Consider the following 22,044-nt stretch of genomic DNA (forward strand, 5'->3'; position numbering starts at 1 on the left):
TGGGCAGGCGGCGAACCGCGGTTCCCAGAGGATCGCTCACTCCAGTACTTCCCGGTACGCTGGTGGGCTTAACTTCCGTGTTCGGAATGGGTACGGGTGTTCCCCCACCGCTCTGGCCGCCTTTATGCCGACGCTCGGATTCGAACCGAGCCTCTCCGCTGAGAGACGCCTGTGTCGGTGGTTCCGATCTCGCGATCGGCCGACCGTGTATACGTGCGATCCAGTTACCGCCTGAACTCATGCGAGTGTGGTGTCAGTGCCGTATGATTGTGGCTTCGGTCTGTTAGTGCTCGTGGACTCAACACCTCGTTGCCTCGGTGCGTACATCCCGAGTCTATCGAACTCGTCTTCTACGAGTGACCTCAACGGTACTTCTTTTCCATGTGGGTTTCGAGCTTAGATGCGTTCAGCTCTTACCCCGTGTCGCGTGGCTACCCGGCATTGCGTTCTCACACAACCGGTACACCAGTGGCGACCAAACGTAGTTCCTCTCGTACTATACGTTCGTTCACGTCAAGTACCTTGACACCCCCAATAGATAGCAGCCGACCTGTCTCACGACGGTCTAAACCCAGCTCACGACCTCCTTTAATAGGCGAACAACCTCACCCTTGCCCGCTTCTGCACGGGCAGGATGGAGGGAACCGACATCGAGGTAGCAAGCCACCCGGTCGATATGTGCTCTTGCGGGTGACGACTCTGTTATCCCTAAGGTAGCTTTTCTGTCATCTACGGGCCCCATTCCGGAGCCTCGTAGGTTCGCTAGACCACGCTTTCGCGTCAGCGTCACTCGTTGGGAATGACACTGTCAGACCATCTTGTGCTCTTGCGCTCTTCGCCGGATTCCCGACCCGGCTGAGATGATCTTCGGGCGCGCTCGATATCTTTTCGAGCGCGTACCGCCCCAGTCAAACTGCCCGGCTACCGGTGTACTCCTCCCGGAGTGAGAGTCGCAGTCACCGACGGGTAGTATTTCAATGCTGACTCGGTGACCCGCTGGCGCGGGTACCTGTGTAACGTCTCCTACCTATGCTGCACATCGGCGACCACGTCTCAGCGACAGCCTGCAGTAAAGCTCTATAGGGTCTTCGCTTCCCCTTGGGGGTCTCCAGACTCCGCACTGGAACGTACAGTTCACCGGGTCCAACGTTGGGACAGTGGCGCTCTCGTTTATCCATTCATGCAAGCCGCTACTGAAGCGGCAAGGTACTACGCTACCTTAAGAGGGTCATAGTTACCCCCGCCGTTGACGGGTCCTTCGTCCTCTTGTACGAGGTGTTCAGATACCCGCACTGGGCAGGATTCAGTGACCGTACGAGTCCTTGCGGATTTGCGGTCACCTGTGTTGTTATTAGACAGTCGGAGCGCCCGAGTCACTGCGACCTGCTCCGTAGAGAGCAGGCATCCCTTCTTCCGAAGGTACGGGACTAACTTGCCGAATTCCCTAACGTCGGTTCTCCCGACAGGCCGTGGCTTTCGCTGCCAGAGCACCTGTGTCGGATCTCGGTACGGACATCGTGCTTGTCTTTTCACGGGCCCTATGTACGGCTGACTTGCGCTATCTCACGGTTCGCTCGCTTCGTGCCATGACGGCTTCCACGAGTTTCCATGATTCGACCGGGCGAAGGCCCGGCTCAGCGTTCCACACGGCGTCGACGTTTACTGCACGATGGCACTGGAATATTAACCAGTTTCCCGTTGATGCAGTCGAGTTGCGGTGCATCTTAGGACCGGCTGACCCTCGGCTGAGTGGCAGTGCCGAGGAACCCTTGCTCATCAGGCCGTCGAGGTTCTCACCCGACTATCGCTGCTACTGTGACCAGGATTGTCGTTTCTGAACGGTCCACGCGAGCTCTCGCCCGGGCTTCCATCCGAACAGAACGCCAACCTACGCGGTTGCCCTGTGACGGGCACGGCCAGGTCTCGGTGGTAGATTTGAGCCCCGATCATTTTGGGCGCCTCAAACCTCGGCCGGTAAGCTGTTACGCTTTTCTTAGAGGGTAGCTGCTTCTAAGCTCACCTCCCGGCTGTTTAGGGCTTGAGACCACCTTCGAATCGCACTTAATCTACACTTTGGGACCTTAACCCGGCTCTGGGTTGTTCCCCTCATGGTGCACAGGCTTACCCCGCACACCGGACTCCCTTCGTCTACGGCGCCTGCGGGTTTGGAGTTTGACAGGATGGCCGACTCCTCTCGGAGGCGGGTCATCCAATCGGTAGCTCTACCCCGCGGGCTACCTCGGAAGAGGTCATGCTTCGACATGTTTCGGTTGGAACCAGCTGTTGCCAGGCTCGATGGGCCTTTCACCCCTATGCGCAGATCACGAGAGGATATTGTAGAATACCACCTCTAACGGGCCTCCACGTGGCTTTCGCCACGCTTCACCCTGCCTGCGTATAGATCGCCTGGTTTCGGGTCGCACCCAATTGACTCCCCGCGCTTGAACACGGTGGCCCTCGCACGTATGTGCTGCGGCCGTATCGGTTTCCCTGCGCCTTCCTCGGTTCACGAGTTAGACTTGCCAATCAAGTGCACTCCCTGGGTCGTTTTTCAAAACGCACGACACGACGTCGGCTCGTCTCTCTTCCTACTGGAGGATCGCTCCTCGGTCGTTTTGAGAGACGCCTTGTACGCCCTGTCGCTCGATCGCCAGCTGATTTCAGGCCCTATTGCACCGCCCTTCTCGGGGTGCTTTTCAGCGTTCGCTCACGCTACTTGTTCGCTATCGGTCTCGAGGAGTGTTTAGCCTTCTCAGGGGATGCCTGAGTTGTTCACAGAGGATATCCGACCCCTGCTACTCTGGTATTGACGCCAACGGTACTGCACTCTCGTACGGGGTTGTCACCCTGTTTCACGCTCCGTTCCAGGAGACTTCTGAGAGTGGGTCGCGTTTTGGTTGTCAACCCGAACACCACATTGGTCCGAAGACCTTCGGTTTGGGCTGTGTCGCGTTCACTCGCGGTTACTGACGACATCGCGGTTGCGTTCTTTTCCTTCCCTTACTGAGATGTTTCAATTCAGGGAGTTCCCTATTGCGCAAAGCAATTGTAAACGGATTCCGATTCGGAAATCTCGTGTTCTTTCCCTCCATGCGGGTCCCACGAGCTTTTCGCAGCTTGGCACGTCCTTCGTCGGCTCTCGAGCCGAGCCATTCACCAGCTGGCACAGTAGCCAGTAGTGTTGTTGGACGGTTCCGAAAGGAACCTCCAACGGTGTCAAGTGACATAGTGTCACCCGACTGTATATGGTTCACTGACGTTCCACGAACTCGTATGAGTTCAGTGGACGTCTGGATCGCACGTATACACGGTCGTCATCGAATCTCCCTGGCGGGGAGTTCGTCGAACCCTTCCCATCCGCGGTTTCCCGGGATGGTGCATCGGTCGTCGTAACCCAACGGAATCGCGTCTCCCACTTAAGGGGACGGATTCACGCTGGGGGACATGGACTCACTGGGATTCGAACCCAGGGCATCCTCCTTGCAAGGGAGGCACTCTACCGCTGAGCTATGAGCCCACCTTCCCGTGTGGGAAGGCTCTGCGCTTGTGGTGTGTGAACCGTGGTAGTTCGTCGGTGTCCAGATCGGTGTCTGAACGGACACGTGACCATGCATGAGTAGTGACCGTCTTGAGAGACGGTCGAAAGGTGAGCTCGCCCAGAGGGCGAGTCTCGGGTCTGTGGAGGTGATCCAGCCGCAGATTCCCCTACGGCTACCTTGTTACGACTTAAGCCCCCTTGCGAAGCCCAGATTCGACTCGTGAAACGAGCCTCATCCGGACCTCACTCGGGTGCTTTGACGGGCGGTGTGTGCAAGGAGCAGGGACGTATTCACCGCGCGCTTATGACACGCGATTACTACCGAATCCAGCTTCATGTGGGCGAGTTGCAGCCCACAATCCGAACTACGATCGAGTTTCTGAGATTACCGTCTCCTTTCGGAGTAGGAACCCTTTGTCTCGACCATTGTAGCCCGCGTGTTGCCCAGCACATTCGGGGCATACTGACCTACCGTTGCCCGTTCCTTCCTCCGTGTTGGCCACGGCGGTCTCCCTACTGTCCCCAGCCACTTCGCAGTGCTGCTGGCAAGTAAGGATGCGGGTCTCGCTCGTTGCCTGACTTAACAGGACGCCTCACGGTACGAGCTGACGGCGGCCATGCACCTCCTCTCTGAAACTCGGATAAGGTCATCAACCTGATCGTCATTATTACAGTCGATGCTGGTGAGATGTCCGGCGTTGAGTCCAATTAAACCGCAGGCTCCTCCGGTTGTAGTGCTCCCCCGCCAATTCCTTTAAGTTTCATCCTTGCGGACGTACTTCCCAGGCGGCCTGCTTAGCGGCTTCCCTACGGCACAGCACCCACTCGTAGTGGGAGCCACACCTAGCAGGCATTGTTTACGGCTAGGACTACCCGGGTATCTAATCCGGTTCGAGACCCTAGCTTTCGTCCCTCACTGTCGGATCCGTTCTCGCGACGTGCTTTCGCCATCGGCGGTCCGTCCAGGATTACAGGATTTCACTCCTACCCCGGACGTACCCGTCGCGCCTTCCGGTCCCAAGCCACACAGTTTCCACCGGACGCCCACCCGTTGAGCGGGTGGATTTTCCGATGGACTTGTGCGGCCAGCTACGGACGCTTTAGGCCCAATAAGATCGGCCATCACTCGGGCTGCCGGTATTACCGCGGCGGCTGGCACCGGTCTTGCCCAGCCCTTATTCGTCCACCTCCCTACGGTGGACAAAAGCGTAGGCTCTATGCCTACGCACTTGGGATTCCCTTATCGCACTGTCGTGCAGTGTAAAGGTTTCGCGCCTGCTGCGCCCCGTAGGGCCCGGAATCTTGTCTCAGATTCCGTCTCCGGGTTCTCACTCTCATGACCCGTACCGATTATTGGCACGGTGGGCCGTTACCCCACCGTCTACCTAATCGGCCGCAGCCACATCCTTCGGCGCCGGAGCATTTAGCACAGTCCTCATTCCAGGTGGACTGTGGTATCTACTATTAGCCTCAGTTTCCCGAGGGTATTGTAGTCCGAAGGGTAGTTTGGCCACGTGTTACTGAGCTATTCGCCACGAGTCTGAACTCGTGCGACTAGCATGGCTAAATCGAATCCCAATAGCAATGGCCTCCGGCAGGATCAACCGGAATGTATAACCTCCGAACCTGGTTCCCGGCTCGGAGGGGGTGTTGGCGGGTTTTGACTCTCGGTGAGTCAAAACACCATTGCATGGTCTATGTGGTGTCCGGGTCAGCCAGCGATCTGGATGACACCGAACTACCACGGCTCACATCAGATTTCCTCTTACGCCGGAGCGCAGGGGGCGAAATCCTCATATCGGTGAGTCGGTCGAACCGACTCTGCGAAACCGGGCCGAATTGAACGGCCCGAATCCGCGGTGCGTTCTTTGCGTTTCAACCGAACGGGCTTATACACTTAAGCACGTCGGAACGCTTTGACCGGCCGCGGTGCGGCCGGCCGTTGTCCCCCACGCCGGGGGACCTTCGCATTCAACACGAACCCCGGCTTGTACTTAACCCCGTCGAACCATCGCCGCCACGTCATGCGGTTTCATTGAGAGAGGTTGCCACGACGGATCGCGAACTGAAGACATCCGGAGCCCGTCGAGGAGAGGTGGTTCGGTCGAACCGCAGGAACTGATTTGCGAGAAAGTGTTTTTTTTCTGTCACTGACTGAAGCGAGGCCGCGGGGGAGATTCAGCGACGGATCCCGTTGAGGTCGCTTCGCGAGCGTGGGGTTCGAGACGCCGTTTCGACCACGGATGAACGAGCGCTCCGACCGGGAAAAAGTAAAGTGAACTTCGACGGCGATAGTCCGCTCTCGGTGGAGAGATACTGCTCGTCTCGAACTGATTGCTAGTCACGTGCGTGCGCGAACAACGAAAGGAGTAGTAACACAGCAGCACAGTAGCAGTAACACGCAACTGTAATCGTCAGGACAGGGTTGAACCGCCCGGGCCCCGCGGATAAAAAGGAAAGTAGTGAGGAACACACCGCGAGCGAGCGGTTGTTTATACCACGGGCGTTTATAAGGGAGGGGGACGCATATAAAAGCGAACGATGACGAACCCTGCTGATTCGATCGAGATCCAGAACGTCGTTGCATCGACCGGTATCGGCCAAGAGCTCGACTTGGAAGCGCTCGCAGAGGACCTCCCGGGCGCCGATTTTAACCCGGACAACTTCCCCGGCCTCGTCTACCGGACTCAAGAGCCGAAGGCGGCCGCACTCATTTTCCGGTCGGGGAAGATAGTGTGCACGGGCGCAAAGAGCATCGATGACGTCCACGAAGCGCTCGGGATCATCTTCGAGAAGCTTCGCGGACTCCAGATCCCCGTTGAAGAGGATCCCGAAATAACGGTGCAGAACATCGTGTCAAGCGCCGACCTCGGTCACAACCTCAATCTCAACGCGCTGGCGATTGGGCTCGGCCTAGAGGACGTCGAGTACGAGCCGGAGCAGTTCCCTGGACTCGTCTATCGGATGGACGAGCCGGAAGTAGTCATCCTGTTGTTCGGCAGCGGGAAGATCGTCATCACCGGTGGGAAGCGAACAGACGACGCCGAGGAGGCCGTCGAGGAGATCGTCGAACGGATCGAGGGACTCGGCCTCCTCGGCTAAACGCTCGCTCGATCGGATCGGCTCGATCACGTCCAGACGATACGGCTCGATCACGCTCAAACGGCGAACGGAGGGCGGTAAGTCGTCGGATCCGCGGTGGTTACGCCGCGCTATCCTCTGTCAGTACCTCCTTGACGACGCTCGGATCCTCCAACAGTTGGTGTTTCGTGTAACTGCCCTCCGCGCTCCCGCCGCTGTGTTTCGACTGTTCGATGATGTCGAGGAACGCGTGTTCCTTGAGGAGGTCGCGGACGCGGCGGAGCGAGAGGCTGTCCGACCCCTCCTGCCGGCAGATGTTCTCGTAGATCTCGTACACGCGACTAGTTCGGAAGCCGTCCTGTCGCCCGTTCGAGAGAGACAGCAGCGCGAGCGCTTGGAGGACGTACCGGGAGTGCGGCGTCGATCCGCGTATGAGCTCGCGGAAGCGATCCGTTTCCGCGCGCTGGCGCGCCTGCGTGACGAACTCCTCGCGAACGGTGGGTTCGTCGTTCCCCTGTGCGATCTCGCCGGCGTATCTGAGGATGTCGATGGCCTTCCGTGCGTCTCCGTGCTCCCGTGCCGCGAGCGCAGCGGCGCGCGGAATGGTGGACGGATCCAGGACGTCGTCGTGGAAGGCGTCCGCCCGGGCTTGCATGATCTCTCGGAGTTGGTTCGCGTCGTACGGCGGAAACACGAACTCGCGTTCACAGAGGCTGGATTTGACTCGCTCGTCCATCCGGTCTTTGTACTGGATCTTGTTGCTGATCCCGACGACGCCGAGCTTGCAGTCGGTGATCTTCCCGGCCTCGCCCGCTCGGGAGAGCTGCATCAGGATCGCGTCGTCGTCGAGCTTGTCGATCTCGTCGAGGATGATGAGCACGACGTCGTATCGCTGGTCGAGGATGCGCCAGAGTCGCTTGTAGTAGGTCGACGTCGAGAGCCCCTTGTCGGGGACGTTGATCCCGGTCGCGTCGGGGTCGTTCACACCGTCGGCGATCGTCTGCACGGCCTGCGTCTCGGTCGTGTCCTGCGCGCAGTCGACGTACGCGAAGGTAGCGTTGACGCCCTCCTCGCCGGCGGTCGAAACGAGTCGCTTCGAGACGTACTTCGCGCAGAGAGACTTCCCCGTCCCCGTTTTCCCGTAAATGAGTACGTTGCTCGGGCTCTGGCCGAAGATGGCCGGATTGACAGCGTTCGCGAGATCGGCGATCTCGTCGTCCCGGCCGACGATACGACCCTCTCCGGGGAGATGACTGATCTCGAGGAGCTCCTTATTCGCGAATATCGGGTCCTCCCGAGTGAAGAGGTCGTCCGCTGCGTCCATGGGATCGACACCGGGTTTCCGGTGAAATGCGTTCCGCTTCGAGCGTGAGGCGAGAGGAGATCCATTGAGACACACACCGTGTTTCCGGTGAAATGCGGTAGGTGGGGTGGTGGTGTTGGGTGGGCGGGGAGCGGGGCGGTAACAGAGTGGGGGCAGCACGGTCGAAGGGGCTACCGCGGCGCTCGAATTCACCGGAAACGCGGTGTTCGATTTCTAACTCCCAGTGGCCGGAGACGAGCGGCTGGCCTTCGACGATAACGAGGGTATTCGACGATAGGACGCCGTTCGAGCCGACTGAGGTTTTGATGCCGAACTGGTTGCATTTCCGATGAAAGTCTCTCTACGATCGAGAGAATTCTCTCTACGATTGCTGCCAGTGGACTGTACTCAAAACGAGTTTATAATTCTTTATGGAAGTCGGTGGGTCTTTTTTCGAGCGAGGGATCGCTTTTCCGAGCGAGGGATCGCTTTTCCGAGCAGGGGTGGCAGAGGCTGGGAGTTGGGAGGACGGATCCGGACCCGCTCCGCCCCCACCCGCCAAGCCACCGTGTTTCACCGGAAACCCGGTGTGTCACTCCCTTCCTCGACGTGGTACCTCCGACTCGACCGAACCCACCAGTCGTCGATGTGACAACGCTCCCGAGACCGCGTCGTCGCGAACTCCTTCGAGTCCTCGTCGGTGAAGTCGAGAGGGCCGAGGGCTCGGCGACCAGAAGGATCAACGACTAGAGCGCCCAGCAGTCAGAGCGCTCAGCGATCAGAACGCTCAACGGTCGGAGGAATCGGCGCCGTCCGCCCCTGCCGGCCCGGAAGCCCGAGTACCGAGGTCGGGGTGAAGCAGCGCGAGGTCGGGATCCATCCCACCGAGCGTCGAGACCTCATAGGCGATGCGGTACGACTGGGTGAGAACCTGCACCGGCAACAGAAGCACGAGCAGGAGCGCAGACCCGGCGAGCACCGCGAGCGCGATTGCCGCCGCCCCGGCTGTGGTTCCAACCAGCGCGCCAAGTCCACCGAGAGCGACGGCCACGAGGAGGAGCACGAGGCCGGCGACCGTGGCCACGAGCGCGAAGGCGAACACGGCCGCGATCCCCGCGACGACCGAAAGCCCCAGCGAGACGACGAAGTGGACGAGAAGATAGACCACCAGTTCCGTCCACTCGGCGCGCAGCGTTGTCCAGAACCGACTCCATCCCCCGAGAACCCCGGTCTCCTCGACGATCATGGTCGGCACGACGAACTCGTAGGTGAAGCGAAGCGCGAGTACGGCGACTGCGACGAACGCGGCGCCGAGAACTCCCAGAACGACGGCCGTACCGACCGATAGCGACCCGAGCGTTCCGGCTACCGCGTCGACCGGCTCCCACCCGATCGGAGCGTCCCCAGCGACCGTAACGAACGCCGCGAGCGCGACGGGCGCCGCCGCTGCGATGCTCAGCGTCGCGGTAAACAGAAACAGCCCGATCGATTGGCGGAGCCGTGCGAGGAACGGCCGCCAGATCCGGACCTCGTTCGTGCGGATGGCGTCGTAGAAGACCAGCCGCAGTGACAGCGAGACGACCGAGACCGCGACGATCAGCAGGCCGATTCCGACCGCGACGACTGCGAGCGTCCCCGGATCGATCGACCCTACGGACCGCTCGATAGTCGCGGGGTTCGGACCGACGCCGCCGACGCCCGAATCCATCCCCCGAGGCGGCGCCACGTCGGTGTCGGAGACGAATGAAACCGGAACGTTCGCGCTCGCGCCGCTTCCGCCCATCAAGAGTACGAGGAGGGCGAGTTTCGCCCAGCGAACCAGGCTGAACGGGAACAGGAACCGACGCGTGGCGTCGACCGCGTCGTCGAGGGCGGCGACGGCGTGCCAACTCATGGCCGACAGTTCTCACGGATCTCTTATATAACGTGTTGCGAACCCTCGCCGAAGTGCCGCCGAAGCCCGGCCGGAACGCATGCGGAACGCCGCCGAGGCGTCGCCGACCACAGCCCTTTACGCCGGACGGTCCGAGGCTCCGAGTATGAAAGTCCGCGGCGAGCGAGAGTGCCAGGGGTGCGGCGCTCGGTGGTCGTACTACGAGACGGGAAGCGTCGAGTGCCCGGACTGCGGGAGCCTCCGAAGCGTCGGCGTCGACGACCGCACGGCCCACACTGACGCCCCCGCGTCCCTCGACCTCAGCCCACATAGTGCCCGGTTCGGAGACGCGAGCGGGACCCTGCCCGCGGAGGGGGTCGACGACCTCAAGTCGGATCTCCGCGAGTACGTCCGCAAGCGCGGGTTCGTTCGCGGCGGAGAGCTGCTCCCGCTCGACACCGTCTACCTCGCGGCCCGAGAGCTCCTGGAGGCGGTCGACTGCTACGACCGGCTCCGCGATCCGACCGACGCTGGCCGCGAGTACCTCCTCGATCTGCTGGCCGGAGCCGACGACGGCGACCGCCCCGCGACGGCGGACGTCCCCGAGCGACTGCGCGAGGCACGCGGGATGGCGGCGGCTCGCGCGGTCGACGAGTACCGGAGCGACCTCCTCGCGTTCCTCGACGAACTCGACGCCGATGGCGAAACGGACGACGCAGCCGTCGACGCCACCGAGGTCGAAACCGCCCCTGAGGTCGAAGCCGACTCCGAAATAATGAGCGACGAGGAAGCGCCCGCGCCGACGGTAACGGTCGCCGGCGACGACCCGCAGTCCCGGATCGCACCGGCCAGAGAGGTCCTCGGGCGCCTCCGCGACAGAGCGAAACGCGTCGAGGCGCTCAACGGCGACGTCCCCGCCGCGGACGCCGACGCGCTCGTCGACGCCGCCGACGCGCTCGGCGAGTACGTTCGGGTCGGGGACGCCGCGGCGCTCGAACGGGCTCGGTCGCAACTAGCCGACCGAGAGCCCTGACGCGCCGAACAGAGAGATCCGACGCGCCGAACAGAGAGACCCGACACGCCGAACAGAGAGACCCGACACGCCGAACACGTCGAAATCACGCGTGATACTCGCGGGGGCACATTCAACCGCCGCCCCATCGACTGCCGCTTATGACGCGGTTCGACGTCCACGACCACCGCCACGCGCTGAAACAGCTCAAGGACACGGGATCGACGCGACTCTGGAAGAATCGAAAGGACGTCCCGTGCCCGGTCTGTGACGCCCCGTTCGACCGACTGTTCACGACGCGGGAGATCGGAACGACATTCCCCGAGAACGACGGCGCTCGATTCTGTCTGCTCCGCGACGACCACGCGATCCACCTCTTCCGGCACTGAGCCCTCCGTCTCTCCCGGTACCGGCCCCTCAGTCGCTCGCGACCGGGTCGACGTCGGGTTCCGGCTCTTCGATGTAGCGTTCGGTCCACGTTCCTCGGGCGAACCAAGCGACCCCGATCACCGCGCCGAGGATGTTACCGAGTGCCATGCCGACCCAGACCCCCGTCTCGCCCCACCCGACGACGAAGACCAGGTAGCCCACGCTGGCGACGCGGCCGACCCAGAGCGTGAGGATCGAGATCACCATCGCGGTCTTCGTGTTACCGGCGCCGCGGAACGCGCCGAGGATCACCTGCGAGACGCCGATGAAGGCGAACTCGACCGAACGGATCCGAACGTACTCGCCGGCGTAGCCGACCGTCGCGGGCGCGTCCGGCACGTCGCCGAGGAAGGCGCCAACGATCGGTTCGGTGAACGCCACCGCGACGACCGCGACGAGGAACATCACGCCCGCACCGGTCCCGGCGGCGAGCTTGACCGACCGCGCGGCGCGATCAGCCCGGTCCGCACCGAGGTTCTGCCCCACCATCGTGTCGATCGCGCGCCCGAGCCCCATCGCGGGGAGGAACACGAGCGAGATGAGTCGGTTCCCGAGCCCGTAGGCCGCCACCACCGGCGGCGAGAACGTGACCACCATCGCCGTGAGGGTGATCATCGCGAGCGCGCTGGTCGTCTGCTCGACGCTGGAGGGGAGCCCGAGCCGGAAGATGTCGCGGATGAACCCCAGGTCGGGGACGAGGTGGCTCACCGTGACTGCGGGGCCCAGCCCGGTGCCGAACAGCAGCCAGATACCGATCGCGGTGGCGACTCCCCGAGAGAAGATCGTCGCTATCGCGGCTCCTTCGATCCCGTACCCGGTGAATCCGGTGGCCGCGAACAGCGTGGCCTCCAGCGCGACCGGGTCGACCGCGCCGACGACCGGGGCCCCCGCGAGCCATTCGAACAGCGGGTTGTCCGCGAACCCGAAGATGAGAAATGGGTCGAGAAGGACGTTCAGGACCACGGAGACGAGCATCACCGCCATCGGCGTCCGGGTGTCGCCGTAGCCGCGCATCAGCGCGGAGAAGACGAAGAAGCCGAACATCAGCGGGATGCCGGCGAAGATGACTTCCATGTAGTCGGCCGCGAGGGGGATCACCGTCGCCGCCGTGGCGGGGTCGCTCGGGAGGAGCTCCAGGGCCGGGCGCGTGTAGAAGTACCCCGCGACCCCGATGAACACCGAGAGCACGGAGACCGTGAAGATCGTCTGTCCCGCGACCAGCCCCGCCGACCGGTCGCCGTCTGCTCCCGTGTACTGCGCCACGAGAATGGCGCCCGCGGTGGTGAACCCGCCGGCGACGGCGATAAGCAGGAATATCAGCGGGAACGCGAGGCTGATCGCCCCGACCGCCTCCGCGGAGAGCCGGCCGAGGTAGAGCGTGTCGACCACGTTGTACGTCACCTGCAGCAGCTGGATGACGACGATGGGCCACGCCAGTTGGAACAGCGGCCGCACCAAGCTCCCCCCCGTGATCGATTCCTTGGGGACGCGTTCGTCGCCGTCGCCGGGCCCGTCACCGCCGGGGCTATCACTGCCGCCGGACCCGTCACCGCCGGGGCTATCACTGCCGCCGGGCCCGCCACCGTCAAGGCCGTCGCTGCCGCCAGAACCGTCGCCATCGGGGTCGTCGCCATTATGAGGGCCGTTTCCGTCGACCCCTGGAGGGGAATCCGGTCGGTCCTCGGAGGGCTCGTCGCTCACTGATTTATAAGTGAACGGCTCGGTCAATCAGGCTTCCGATTCCGGCGGTCCGCGTGGTGCGGTGGTCTCAGACGCCGTCGCCGCCCGTCGGCCGATCGCCTTCCGTGCTGTCGCTGACGGCTTTCTCACTGTCCGACCGGTCGTCTTCGAGGTCGTCGGCCGGGGAGTCGCCGTCGACTGTGCGGCCGCCCCGCGTGCCGTCGTCGACGGGGTTGTCACCCGCCCGCTCGCCGGCCGGGCGCCCGTCCTCCGGACCCCCCACCCGCGCGACGCCGGAGGTGTCGTCGAAGACGAGATGGCGGTGCGGGTACGCCATCTCGACGTCGGCGTCGGTGAGGCGCTCGCGGATCCGGGTGTTCACGTCCGACTGCACCTTCGCGAGCTTGTACGGCTTCTTCACCCAGTACCGGAGCCGGAGCAGGATCCCGTCGTCGCCGAACTCGTGGAGTCGGCAGTCCGGGCTGGCGACGTACCGCGCGACGCCGACGCGAATGTCCGGGCCGCCGTTGATGACGGCGTCGCAGTCTCGAGCCGCCCGCTCGATGAGCCGTCGAGCTTGTGGGATGTCGCTCTCGTATGTGACGAGCACGTCGATGGACCGCCGCGTGCGCTCGTCCTCCGCCGAGAAGTTGGTCACGTCGCGCTCGCGCATCGCCCCGTTGGGAACGACGAGGAACGTGTTGTCGAGGGTGAATATCTTGGTGTACCGGATCGTGATGTCCTCGACGAACCCCGTGGTCCCGTTCTCCAGCTCGATCATGTCGCCGATCTCGAACGGCTGGTCCGCGAGGATGAACACGCCGTTGATGAAGTTCCCGACGAGCGGAGCGAGGATGATACCGATCACGGCCGAGAACACCGCCGTCCCGACGAGCAGGTCGGTGAACTGGAAGCCGGCCGCTCGGAGCCCGAACAGCAGCGCGATGGCGATCGTCCCGACGCGGACACCGCGGACGATCGTCTGGGCGACGCTCTGTCTCGACACCCGCCGAGCCACCGGGCGGCCGATGAGCCGAACGAGGAACTTCGAGACGAGCACCCCCAGTCCGACCGAGAGGAGCACCAACGCCAGCCCCGAACCGGGGAGCGACGCCAAGCGGGAAACGACGTTCGTCACCGGGTCGAGGACCCGCCCCAGCATCGGACCGAGGAGCGTCCCCGATATCGACGCCGCGCCCGCGGGCTGTGCCATAGCAAGTCCGCCGTCGCCCACCGGAAAAAGGGTTTCTCCCTTCCTGCGGATTCGGGACGGCGTCGGGGAGACAAAGTCGGGACGGCGTCGGGGAGACAAAGTCGGGACAGTGTTCAGGAACTTGAGGTCGCGGACCGGGAAACCACTATCATCCCGCCGAGCGAACCCGGCACCATGTCCGAGACCCCGCCCGCGAACCCGTCGTTCAGCGTCGCGCACGATTCCGCGCCGAGCGACGTTCTCGTCGCCGGCTTCTCGTCGTTCGGCCTCGCCGGACTGACCGCCGTGGACTACCTCGTCAACGACCTCGACCTCGAGGAGACCGGACACGTCCGGATCGAGGGACTGCCGTCGATCACCCCGTTCGCGAAGGGGCGACCGCGCCATCCGATCCGACTGTACTCCGCGGACGACGTCGACGTCACCGTGCTCGTGGCCGAGCAGTTCGTTCCGCCCGCGCTCGGGAAACTACTCTCGACGGCGGTCCTCGACTGGACCGAGGGCGCCGGAGTCTCGGAGATCACGGTGTTGGCCGGGGTGCCGATCCCGCACGGTCCGGACGCTCACCGCACCTTCTACGTCGCGACGGACGACTACCGCGAGGCGCGCCTCGCGGACGAGACGGTCCCGCCGATGGAGGCGGGCTTCCTCGACGGGACGAACGCCTCGCTGCTCGAACGAGGGATGGACTCGTCGCTCGGCGTCGGCGTGCTCATCACGCCCGTCCACGCGCAGGCCCCGGACGTGGAGGCCACGGTGCGGCTCGTGGATACGGTGAACCAAACCTACGACCTCGGAGTCGACTCCGGGCCGCTGACGTCGTTCGCGGAGGAGGTTCGCAATCACTACGAGGGCCTCGCCGAGCGGATGGAGGAGCGCGAGCCGGAGGGCGGGTACGACCGGATGTACATGTGAGTGCGACCCAGCCGACCGGACGTACATGTGAGTGCGACCCAGCCGACCGGACGTACATGTGGGGGCGACCCAATCGACCGGATCGCCCAGGGGGATCCCGCTCTGAAAACGCGTGCAACTCGACTCATAGTAAAAACCTATATCGGAGGGGCGTATCGTACTCGATATGACCGACGACCTCCGCGACACCCTCGACCACGTCGGGGACCGGTTCAACCTCGGCGAGTACGAGATCGACGCCTACCTCGCGGTGTTGGAGCACGGCGAACTGACGGCGAGCGACATCGCCGACCGGACGGACATCCCGCAGCCGCGCGTGTACGACACGGTCCGGAGCCTCTCGGACCGCGGGCTCGTGGAGCTCCGCGAGTCGCGTCCGATGAAGATCGTCGCCGTCGACCCGGAAGACGCGTTCGGCGACCTCCGGTCGTCGTTCGCGGAGATGGTCGACGAACTCGAGGCGAGGTACACCGCTCCGACCCGGGAGACCGAGGCCGTCTCCCTCGTGAAGTCGCGCTCGACGATCCTGCGGTACCTGGAGGAGATAATCGCCGGCGCGGAGTTCGAGCTCGCCGTCTCGCTGACCCCCGGTCTGCTTCGCCGCTTCCGCGACGAACTCGCGGCGAAGGTGGCCGACGGCGTCAGCGTCGAACTCCTCGTCACTCCCGCCTCGAAGGCGCCGGACCCGGACGAGTTCGACTACCTCGAAGTGTCGACCATCGCACGGGCGCGACGCGGGATCACCACGCCCATCCTCGCGGTCGCCGACGGTGAGTACTCCGTTTACGCCACGCAGGACGCGCTCCGCGACGACCGCGAGCGATACGGGGTCATCTTCAACCGCTCAGCGCTCGGGTTCCTCGTCTCCGGCTTCTTCGGTACCGTGCTGTGGACGACGGCGGAGACTCTCGCCACCGACGGCGCAGCGCGCCCGTTCCCGCGCCGCTACGCGTCGATCCGCCGCGCCGTCAAGGACGTCAGGGAGTTCGGCGGCGAGGGGTTCTACGCCACCGTCGAGGGACGCGACATCGAGACCGGCGAGGCGGTCACCGTCAGCGGCCGCGTCGTCGACCTCGCGTTCGAGGAGTCCGAGGAGGTCGCCTCGCTGGTCGTCGAGACGACGTCCGGACGCGTCGAAATCGGGGGACGGGTCGCGTCTCTCGAAGACGTGGAGGGGCAGGAGATCGTCATCGGTCGCGGCGAGCCGCCGGCGCTGTAGGGCGGGATTCCTTTTTAACTCTCAGTCCGCGCAGTCGGTCCGATTTATTAATGATCCCGACGCCCGATCCGTATGGAGTACACGACGCTCGGCGACACGGGGACGACCGTCAGCGAACTGGCGCTCGGCTGTATGAGCTTCGGGAGCGAGCACGAGTGGATGCTCGACGAGGAGGAGGGCCGCGAGCTCGTCGAGCGCGCGATCGAGCTCGGGGTCACGTTCTTCGACACCGCGAACGTCTACTCGACCGGCGAGAGCGAGGCGATCCTCGGCGACGTCCTCGCGGAGTACGACCGCGACCGGTTCGTCGTCGCGACGAAGGTGTACGGCGAGATGGACGAGTCGAACCCGAACTCGGGCGGGCTCTCGCGGAAGGCGATCGAACAGGAGCTACAGCACAGCCTCGACCGGCTCGGGATGGACACGATAGATCTGTATCAGATCCACCGTTGGGACGACGACACGCCGATCGAGGAGACGCTGGCGACGCTCGACGACGCCGTCCGGCGCGGCGACGTGCGGTACGTCGGCGCCTCCTCGATGTGGGCCCACCAGTTCGCCGAGGCGCTCCACACGAGCGAGCGCGAGGGGTACGAACGCTTCGCCACGATGCAGAACCTCTACAACCTCGCGTACCGCGAGGAGGAGCGCGAGATGGTTCCCCTCTGCGAGAGGGAGGGGATCGGCATGATCCCGTGGAGCCCGGTCGGCGCCGGCTACCTCGCGCGGCCCTTCGAGCGCGACGACGCCACGCTCCGCGGGGAGCACGAGACCGAACTCGGGCGGCCGTACCGCGAGGGCGGCGGCGAGGAGATCAATCGGCGCGTCCAGGAGTTGGCCGACGAGAAGGGCGTGGAGATGGCGCAGATCGCGCTTCGGTGGGTGGCCGGCAAGGACATCGTCGACGCGCCGATCGTCGGCACGTCGAGCGTCGAACACCTAGAGGACGCGGTCGAGGCCCTCGACATCGACCTCTCCGGGTCGGACGTCGAGTGGCTGGAGGAGCCGTACGAGCCCGTCCGGGTCTCCGGCCACGAGTAGCTCGCGGCCGGAGTGGACTCCCGGCCGACGCCGAACGCCGATCCGCGGACCGCACCCCTGTGTCGGCGTAACACACTTAAGAGCCGACTCTGTACTGTCACTCAGTGGCATCCCGACAGGGCGGAGCGGGAGACGCGGAGTCATCCCGTTCCGGATCGACGGAGCGTCGGACTGCGTCCACGACCGCGCCGGCGGGGTCACGCCGGCGGGCGGGGAGGTCGGACACCCTTCCCTTCGACCCCGAGACGGGCGACTATCGACGGCAGTGCTCGCCGTCTCCGCGCCGGTCGTCCGTCGCGCGAACCGCGGAGGATCCGCCGGTCCGCGACCCCGGTCTCTACGCCCTCACCGATCACTTCCGCGACCGGCTGGAACAGCCGGGTCGCTACGTGTCGACCCGCACCGTGAGCGACGCGATCCGCCGCGGTCAGCTCCGCTGGAACCGGACCGACGGCTGGCGGTTCGCCCTCGTCGACGGGGGCATCCGGTTCGTCGTCGTCGTCGGCGACACGGAGACGAACTCTCCCGTCGTCGTCACCGGTTGGACCGAGGTGGCCAACCGCGAGGCGGCCCTCGACGCCCGCCGGTGGGACCCCGTGGACGTCGACACCATCGCCGTGCGGGCGGCGCTCAGCGAGTCGGCGTCGACGCCGATCCCCGACCGGATCCGCCCCCGGACCGTGACCCGACCGTTCGTGGTGGGCGATCACCGCCTGAAGACCGAGCCGGGCGAGCCGTACGTCCGGTGCGACGACTGCGGCTGCCGGTTCCGCTCGAAGGACGCGATCACCTCCCGCGGCTGTCACGGGCGCTCCGGTCGATAAGACCGCGCCCCGTCCGTCAGCCTCCTCGCTCCGAGCCGCGGACGCTACCCATTTCAGCGTCGCGGCCGAACCGTCGTCAATGACCGACGACCCCGAGGGGTCCGGCGCCGAGGACGGTTCCGCGGCCGCCGCCGACGTCTCGCTCGACCGCTTCCACGAGGCCCTCGAGGCCGAGGAGCGACCGATCGCGACCGCCAGCGAGGTCGCTCGTCGGCTCGGCACGACGCAGTCGGCCGCCCGCGACGCGCTGGCCGCGCTCGTCGACCGCGGCGACGTGGACCGGCTCGACGTCGAGAGCGACCCGGTCGTCTTCTACCCGACCGACTGGGGGCGGCTGGCGAGCCGCGAGCGCGTCGTCGCGTTTCCGAACCGCCGCGAGATCGTCGTCGACCGCCCGACGCAGTACACCCGCGCGCGGCTCTCGCAGTTCGCGTACCTCGTCGACACCACCGGGACGGAACCCGGCACCCGCGGGTACCTCTACCGGATCCGGCAGGAGGACGTGTGGGCCGCGCCGTTCGACGACGCCGACGCCCTCGTCGCGAGCCTCCGGTCGGTGCTCCCGCGTCGGTACGACCACCTCGAGGAGTGGATCCGCGACCAGTGGCGCCGTGCGCACCGGTTCCGCTTATACACCCACGAGGACGACTACGTCGTCTTGGCGGCCGCCTCCGAGAGCCTGATGGGCAACGTCGCGGACCAGCACCTCGACGACGACCACCTCCGCGCGCCGATCTCCGAGACGGAGGCGTGGGTGAACGAGGACGCCGTCGCCGAGGTCAAACGCGCCCTATACGACGCGGGCTACCCGGTCGAGGACGACCGCGACCTCGACGTGGGCGACCCGGTCGATATCGATCTCACCACCGACCTCCGGCCGTATCAGGAGACGTGGGTCGAGACGTTCCTCGAGCGTCGCTCCGGGGTGTACGTCGGCCCGCCGGGCTCCGGAAAGACCGTGGCCGCCATCGCGACCATCGCGGCCGTCGGCGGCGAGACGCTCATCTTGGTCCCCTCCCGCGAGCTCGCCGGCCAGTGGCGCGAGGAGCTGCTCGAACACTCGACGATAGACCCCGCCGACGTCGGACTGTACCACGGCGGGCAGAAGGAGATCCGGCCGATCACGATCGCGACCTACCAGATCGCTGGCATGGACCGCCACCGCTCCCTGTTCGACTCCCGGAAGTGGGGACTGATCTGCTTCGACGAGTGCCACCACGTTACCGCGCCGGTGTACAGCCGCACGGCGGAGCTCCAGAGCAAACACCGCCTCGGGCTCTCGGCTACTCCGGTCCGCGAGACCGGGAGCGAGGAGGAGATCTACACCCTGATCGGCCAGCCGATCGGCGCCGACTGGGACGCCCTCTTCGAGGCGGGGTTCGTCCAGGAGCCCGAGGTGGAGATCCGGTACGTCCCGTGGCGCGACGAGCTGGCGCAGAACGAGTACGCCAGCGCCGACGGTCGAGAGCGCCGCCGGGTCGCCGCGGAGAACCCCGCGAAGATCGAGGAGATCCGGTACCTGCTGGCCGCCCACCGAGACAAGAAGGCGCTCGTCTTCATCGAGTTCCTCGATCAGGGCGAGGCGATCGGGGACGCGCTCGGCGTGCCGTTCATCAGCGGCGAGACGCCGCACCGCGAGCGCACGGAGCTGTTCCGACGGTTCCGGGAAGAGGGCGGGGACGGCGACGAGCCCGGGGCGGACGGGGACGACCTCGACACTCTCGTCGTCTCCCGCGTCGGCGACGAGGGGATCGACCTCCCGAACGCCGAGGTCGCGATCGTCGCCAGCGGGCTCGGCGGCTCCCGCCGGCAGGGCTCCCAGCGCGCCGGCCGGACGATGCGCCCCTCCGGCTCCGCGCTCGTCTACGTGCTCGCCACTCGCGGCTCCAGCGAAGAGGAGTTCGCGCAGCGCCAGATGCGACACCTCGCGCGCAAGGGCGTGCGAGTGCGCGAGACGAACGTGGCGGAGTAGTCCGTGGCGGAGTCGTCCGTGGCGGCGTAGCCGCCGGTCGCGGAACGGTCGGAGACGGAACCGCCGACTCGCCGGCCCCGGCGGGGAACGCCGAGCACGGACGGGCCTATCTCGGTTCAGGCCGTCAGAGCGAGTCCGCCAGGCGCTCGGCCGCCTCCTCGATACTGTCCTCGTTCTCGATGAACCGGACCGGCGCGTTCTGGTCGCGCGCGTACTGGAGCGCGGCGGAGCGGTTGAGGTCCTGTTCGAAGGAGATCTTGCGCTCGGTCACCGCGTGCGAGTCGCGGTCGCCCGTCCGCCGGCGGTCGAGGATGGTCTCCGGACTCGCTTCCACGAGGACGAACGCGCTCGGCGAGACGTCGTGGAGCACCTCCGAGGGGAGCCCTTGGACGTAGCCGGCCTTCGTTTCGACCGCCAAGTGCGTCGAGAGGAGGACGTCCGCCTCCGCCGCCTCGTCGGCGACGAACTCGCCCGCGCGGCGCTGGAGCCGGCGCGTCTGCGACTGTGAGAGATCGCCCAGTTTCGCCCGTTCGGTCGTGAGCCCCATCGCGGCCGCCTGTTCGAGCATCACGTCGCCGAAGTTGATCAGTTTGTACCCGTCTCCGAGCCCGCGTCGGACGGCCTGACAGACGCTCGAGAGCCCGACGCCGTTGACTCCGGACACCAGCGTAACCGCCATCAGAAGCTCACCTCGGTGTCCTCGTCCTGCGGCATGGCGCCGCGGTCGTCGTAGTACCGGCGTCCGATAAACTGCGCCCCGACGAGCGACATCATCGTGTCGTAGAGGTCGTCTGCCGAGTGGAACTCCTCCATGTCGGACCGCTCGATCACCGCTCGGATCGTCGTGGCCTCTCCGTCCGGAGGCGACAGCTCCGTGCTACCCACCGTCTCTAGCACCGCCTTCCGTGAGGCCGGAAACTGTAGCTTCCGTGCGAACAGATCGCGAGTCTCTGGTAAGCGCATACATATCACATGACACTGTGTGGTAAAGTAGCTACGCGTGTGGTCCCGTCCGAGGGATCGCCGCGGCCGGCGCAACGCCGCTCGGAGCAGTGCGCTCTGATCGCACCGCACGGAGCGATAGGCTCTGATCGCACCGCACGGAGCGATACGCTCAGCGCAGCGCCCTTCGGAGGGTCGCTGCCCCGCGCTCGATCGACGCGATCGGATCGGCGGGGTCGTCGTGCTCGTAGACGAGCCACTCGACGTCGGCGTTCCGCGCGCTCGCGACGACCGCGTCGAGGTCCACGTCGCCCTCGCCGAGCGCGACCGACTCGCCGCGATCGGCGTCGACGTCGGTGACGTGGACGTGCGTGATCCGGCCGGCGTGTCGGTCGATCAGCTCGGCGGGGTCCGCCCCGCCGACGAGCGCCCAGCCGGCGTCGATCTCTAACTCGACCCGATCGTCGGTCCGGTCGATCAGTCGCTCGATAGCGGGGTCGCCGTCGAGGCTCGCGAACTCCTGGTCGTGGTTGTGGTACGCGAGCCGGACGCGCTGGGCGTCGAGGGCCGCCGCGAGGTCGTTCAGCCGCGTCGCGACCGCTTCGACCGCGGCCGCGCTCTCGAAGTGCGTCGGGTCGAGCCACGGGACGACGAGCGTGTCGACGCCGAGCCGGTCGTAGCGGTCGACGGTCTCGTCGAAGTCGTCTTCCAACGCCTCGGCCGGCGTGTCTTCCAACGCCTCGGCCGGCGTGTCTTCCAACGCCTCGATCGGGACGTGCGCGGAGGCGGCCTCCAGACCGTTCCGGTCGAGCGCCGCGAGCACCGCCTCGATCGGCGACTCGCCAACCCGGTAGGCGAACTCCACTCCGTCGTAGCCGGCCCCGCCCACGCGGTCGAGCAGCTCCGGGAGCGGAGCGTCGATCGAGCGCAGCGTGTACAGCTGGACCGCGATATCGATCATAGCTGTCGTTTCTCGGCCACCGATGTGTTGATTCGGATATC

15 protein-coding genes, 1 tRNA gene and 3 rRNA genes are annotated in these 22,044 nt (G+C 65.1%); 8 read left to right on the forward strand and 11 right to left on the reverse strand.

Annotated elements, in window-relative coordinates:
* Positions 1 to 2 precede the first annotated feature (2 nt).
* From rrf to DJ81_RS11820, 4 genes are all read right to left on the reverse strand, one after another.
* Positions 3 to 124, reverse strand: a 5S ribosomal RNA gene (gene rrf / locus DJ81_RS11805).
* 140 nt (positions 125 to 264) lie between these two features.
* Positions 265 to 3,181, reverse strand: a 23S ribosomal RNA gene (locus DJ81_RS11810).
* Between the two features lie 264 nt (positions 3,182 to 3,445).
* Positions 3,446 to 3,517: transfer RNA gene (locus DJ81_RS11815), tRNA-Ala, on the reverse strand.
* Between the two features lie 162 nt (positions 3,518 to 3,679).
* A 16S ribosomal RNA gene (locus DJ81_RS11820) occupies positions 3,680 to 5,149 on the reverse strand.
* Together the 16S, 23S and 5S rRNA genes with 1 tRNA gene alongside form the textbook arrangement of a ribosomal RNA operon.
* Positions 5,150 to 6,079: 930 nt before the next feature.
* On the opposite strand from DJ81_RS11820, the gene DJ81_RS11825 reads away from it, so the two are divergent.
* Entirely contained in the window at positions 6,080 to 6,640 is a 561-nt protein-coding gene (locus DJ81_RS11825) for a TATA-box-binding protein (protein WP_015910251.1), read from the forward strand.
* 100 nt (positions 6,641 to 6,740) lie between these two features.
* Here the strand turns inward: DJ81_RS11825 and DJ81_RS11830 are convergent, their stop codons facing one another.
* Together DJ81_RS11830 and DJ81_RS11835 are read right to left on the reverse strand one after the other, a co-directional pair.
* Positions 6,741 to 7,943 (reverse strand): Cdc6/Cdc18 family protein, encoded by a 1,203-nt coding sequence (locus DJ81_RS11830; RefSeq protein WP_094589857.1) that lies wholly within the window; start codon positions 7,941 to 7,943, stop codon positions 6,741 to 6,743.
* A gap of 766 nt (positions 7,944 to 8,709) precedes the next feature.
* Positions 8,710 to 9,816: a hypothetical protein gene (locus DJ81_RS11835; protein ID WP_094589859.1), complete on the reverse strand. Its 1,107-nt coding sequence runs from the start codon at positions 9,814 to 9,816 to the stop codon at positions 8,710 to 8,712.
* Positions 9,817 to 9,961: 145 nt separating this feature from the next.
* On the opposite strand from DJ81_RS11835, the gene DJ81_RS11840 reads away from it, so the two are divergent.
* Together DJ81_RS11840 and DJ81_RS11845 are read left to right on the forward strand one after the other, a co-directional pair.
* A complete protein-coding gene (locus DJ81_RS11840) occupies positions 9,962 to 10,828 on the forward strand; it encodes a hypothetical protein (RefSeq protein WP_094589860.1) in 867 nt (288 codons plus the stop codon).
* Positions 10,829 to 10,968: 140 nt separating this feature from the next.
* A complete protein-coding gene (locus DJ81_RS11845; protein WP_094525295.1) occupies positions 10,969 to 11,196 on the forward strand; it encodes a flagella cluster protein in 228 nt (75 codons plus the stop codon).
* Between the two features lie 28 nt (positions 11,197 to 11,224).
* Here the strand turns inward: DJ81_RS11845 and DJ81_RS11850 are convergent, their stop codons facing one another.
* Positions 11,225 to 12,937 carry an MATE family efflux transporter gene (locus DJ81_RS11850; protein WP_094589862.1) on the reverse strand — a complete coding sequence of 571 codons (1,713 nt, stop codon included), beginning with the start codon at positions 12,935 to 12,937 and terminating at the stop codon, positions 11,225 to 11,227.
* Positions 12,938 to 13,004: 67 nt separating this feature from the next.
* A complete protein-coding gene (locus tag DJ81_RS11855; RefSeq protein ID WP_094526442.1) occupies positions 13,005 to 14,129 on the reverse strand; it encodes a mechanosensitive ion channel family protein in 1,125 nt (374 codons plus the stop codon).
* Between the two features lie 174 nt (positions 14,130 to 14,303).
* Between DJ81_RS11855 and DJ81_RS11860 the strand changes: the two genes are divergently transcribed.
* The 5 genes from DJ81_RS11860 to DJ81_RS11880 all read left to right on the forward strand — a co-directional run bounded on the left by DJ81_RS11860 (position 14,304) and on the right by DJ81_RS11880 (position 20,100).
* Entirely contained in the window at positions 14,304 to 15,044 is a 741-nt protein-coding gene (locus tag DJ81_RS11860; RefSeq protein ID WP_094526443.1) for a proteasome assembly chaperone family protein, read from the forward strand.
* Positions 15,045 to 15,210: 166 nt separating this feature from the next.
* Complete coding sequence (trmB, locus tag DJ81_RS11865) at positions 15,211 to 16,263, forward strand: HTH-type sugar sensing transcriptional regulator TrmB (RefSeq protein ID WP_094524851.1); 1,053 nt, start codon at positions 15,211 to 15,213, stop codon at positions 16,261 to 16,263.
* Positions 16,264 to 16,335: 72 nt separating this feature from the next.
* Positions 16,336 to 17,304: an aldo/keto reductase gene (locus tag DJ81_RS11870; protein WP_094526444.1), complete on the forward strand. Its 969-nt coding sequence runs from the start codon at positions 16,336 to 16,338 to the stop codon at positions 17,302 to 17,304.
* Between the two features lie 104 nt (positions 17,305 to 17,408).
* Positions 17,409 to 18,128, forward strand: a complete 720-nt coding sequence (locus DJ81_RS11875) for a hypothetical protein (protein ID WP_094589864.1) — start codon at positions 17,409 to 17,411, stop codon at positions 18,126 to 18,128.
* Between the two features lie 79 nt (positions 18,129 to 18,207).
* Entirely contained in the window at positions 18,208 to 20,100 is a 1,893-nt protein-coding gene (locus tag DJ81_RS11880; protein WP_249269128.1) for a DEAD/DEAH box helicase family protein, read from the forward strand.
* Between the two features lie 124 nt (positions 20,101 to 20,224).
* Here the strand turns inward: DJ81_RS11880 and DJ81_RS11885 are convergent, their stop codons facing one another.
* The 3 genes from DJ81_RS11885 to DJ81_RS11895 all read right to left on the reverse strand — a co-directional run bounded on the left by DJ81_RS11885 (position 20,225) and on the right by DJ81_RS11895 (position 22,003).
* A complete protein-coding gene (locus tag DJ81_RS11885) occupies positions 20,225 to 20,779 on the reverse strand; it encodes an adenylate kinase (protein WP_094526445.1) in 555 nt (184 codons plus the stop codon).
* Positions 20,779 to 21,063, reverse strand: a complete 285-nt coding sequence (locus DJ81_RS11890) for a hypothetical protein (RefSeq protein WP_094522914.1) — start codon at positions 21,061 to 21,063, stop codon at positions 20,779 to 20,781. The genes DJ81_RS11885 and DJ81_RS11890 overlap by 1 nt, the downstream gene beginning before the upstream one ends.
* A gap of 151 nt (positions 21,064 to 21,214) precedes the next feature.
* A complete protein-coding gene (locus tag DJ81_RS11895) occupies positions 21,215 to 22,003 on the reverse strand; it encodes a sugar phosphate isomerase/epimerase (protein ID WP_094589866.1) in 789 nt (262 codons plus the stop codon).
* Positions 22,004 to 22,044: the final 41 nt, after the last annotated feature.

It is taken from the genome of Halorubrum sp. Hd13 (genome assembly GCF_002252755.1).
Taxonomy (GTDB): Archaea; Halobacteriota; Halobacteria; order Halobacteriales; family Haloferacaceae; genus Halorubrum.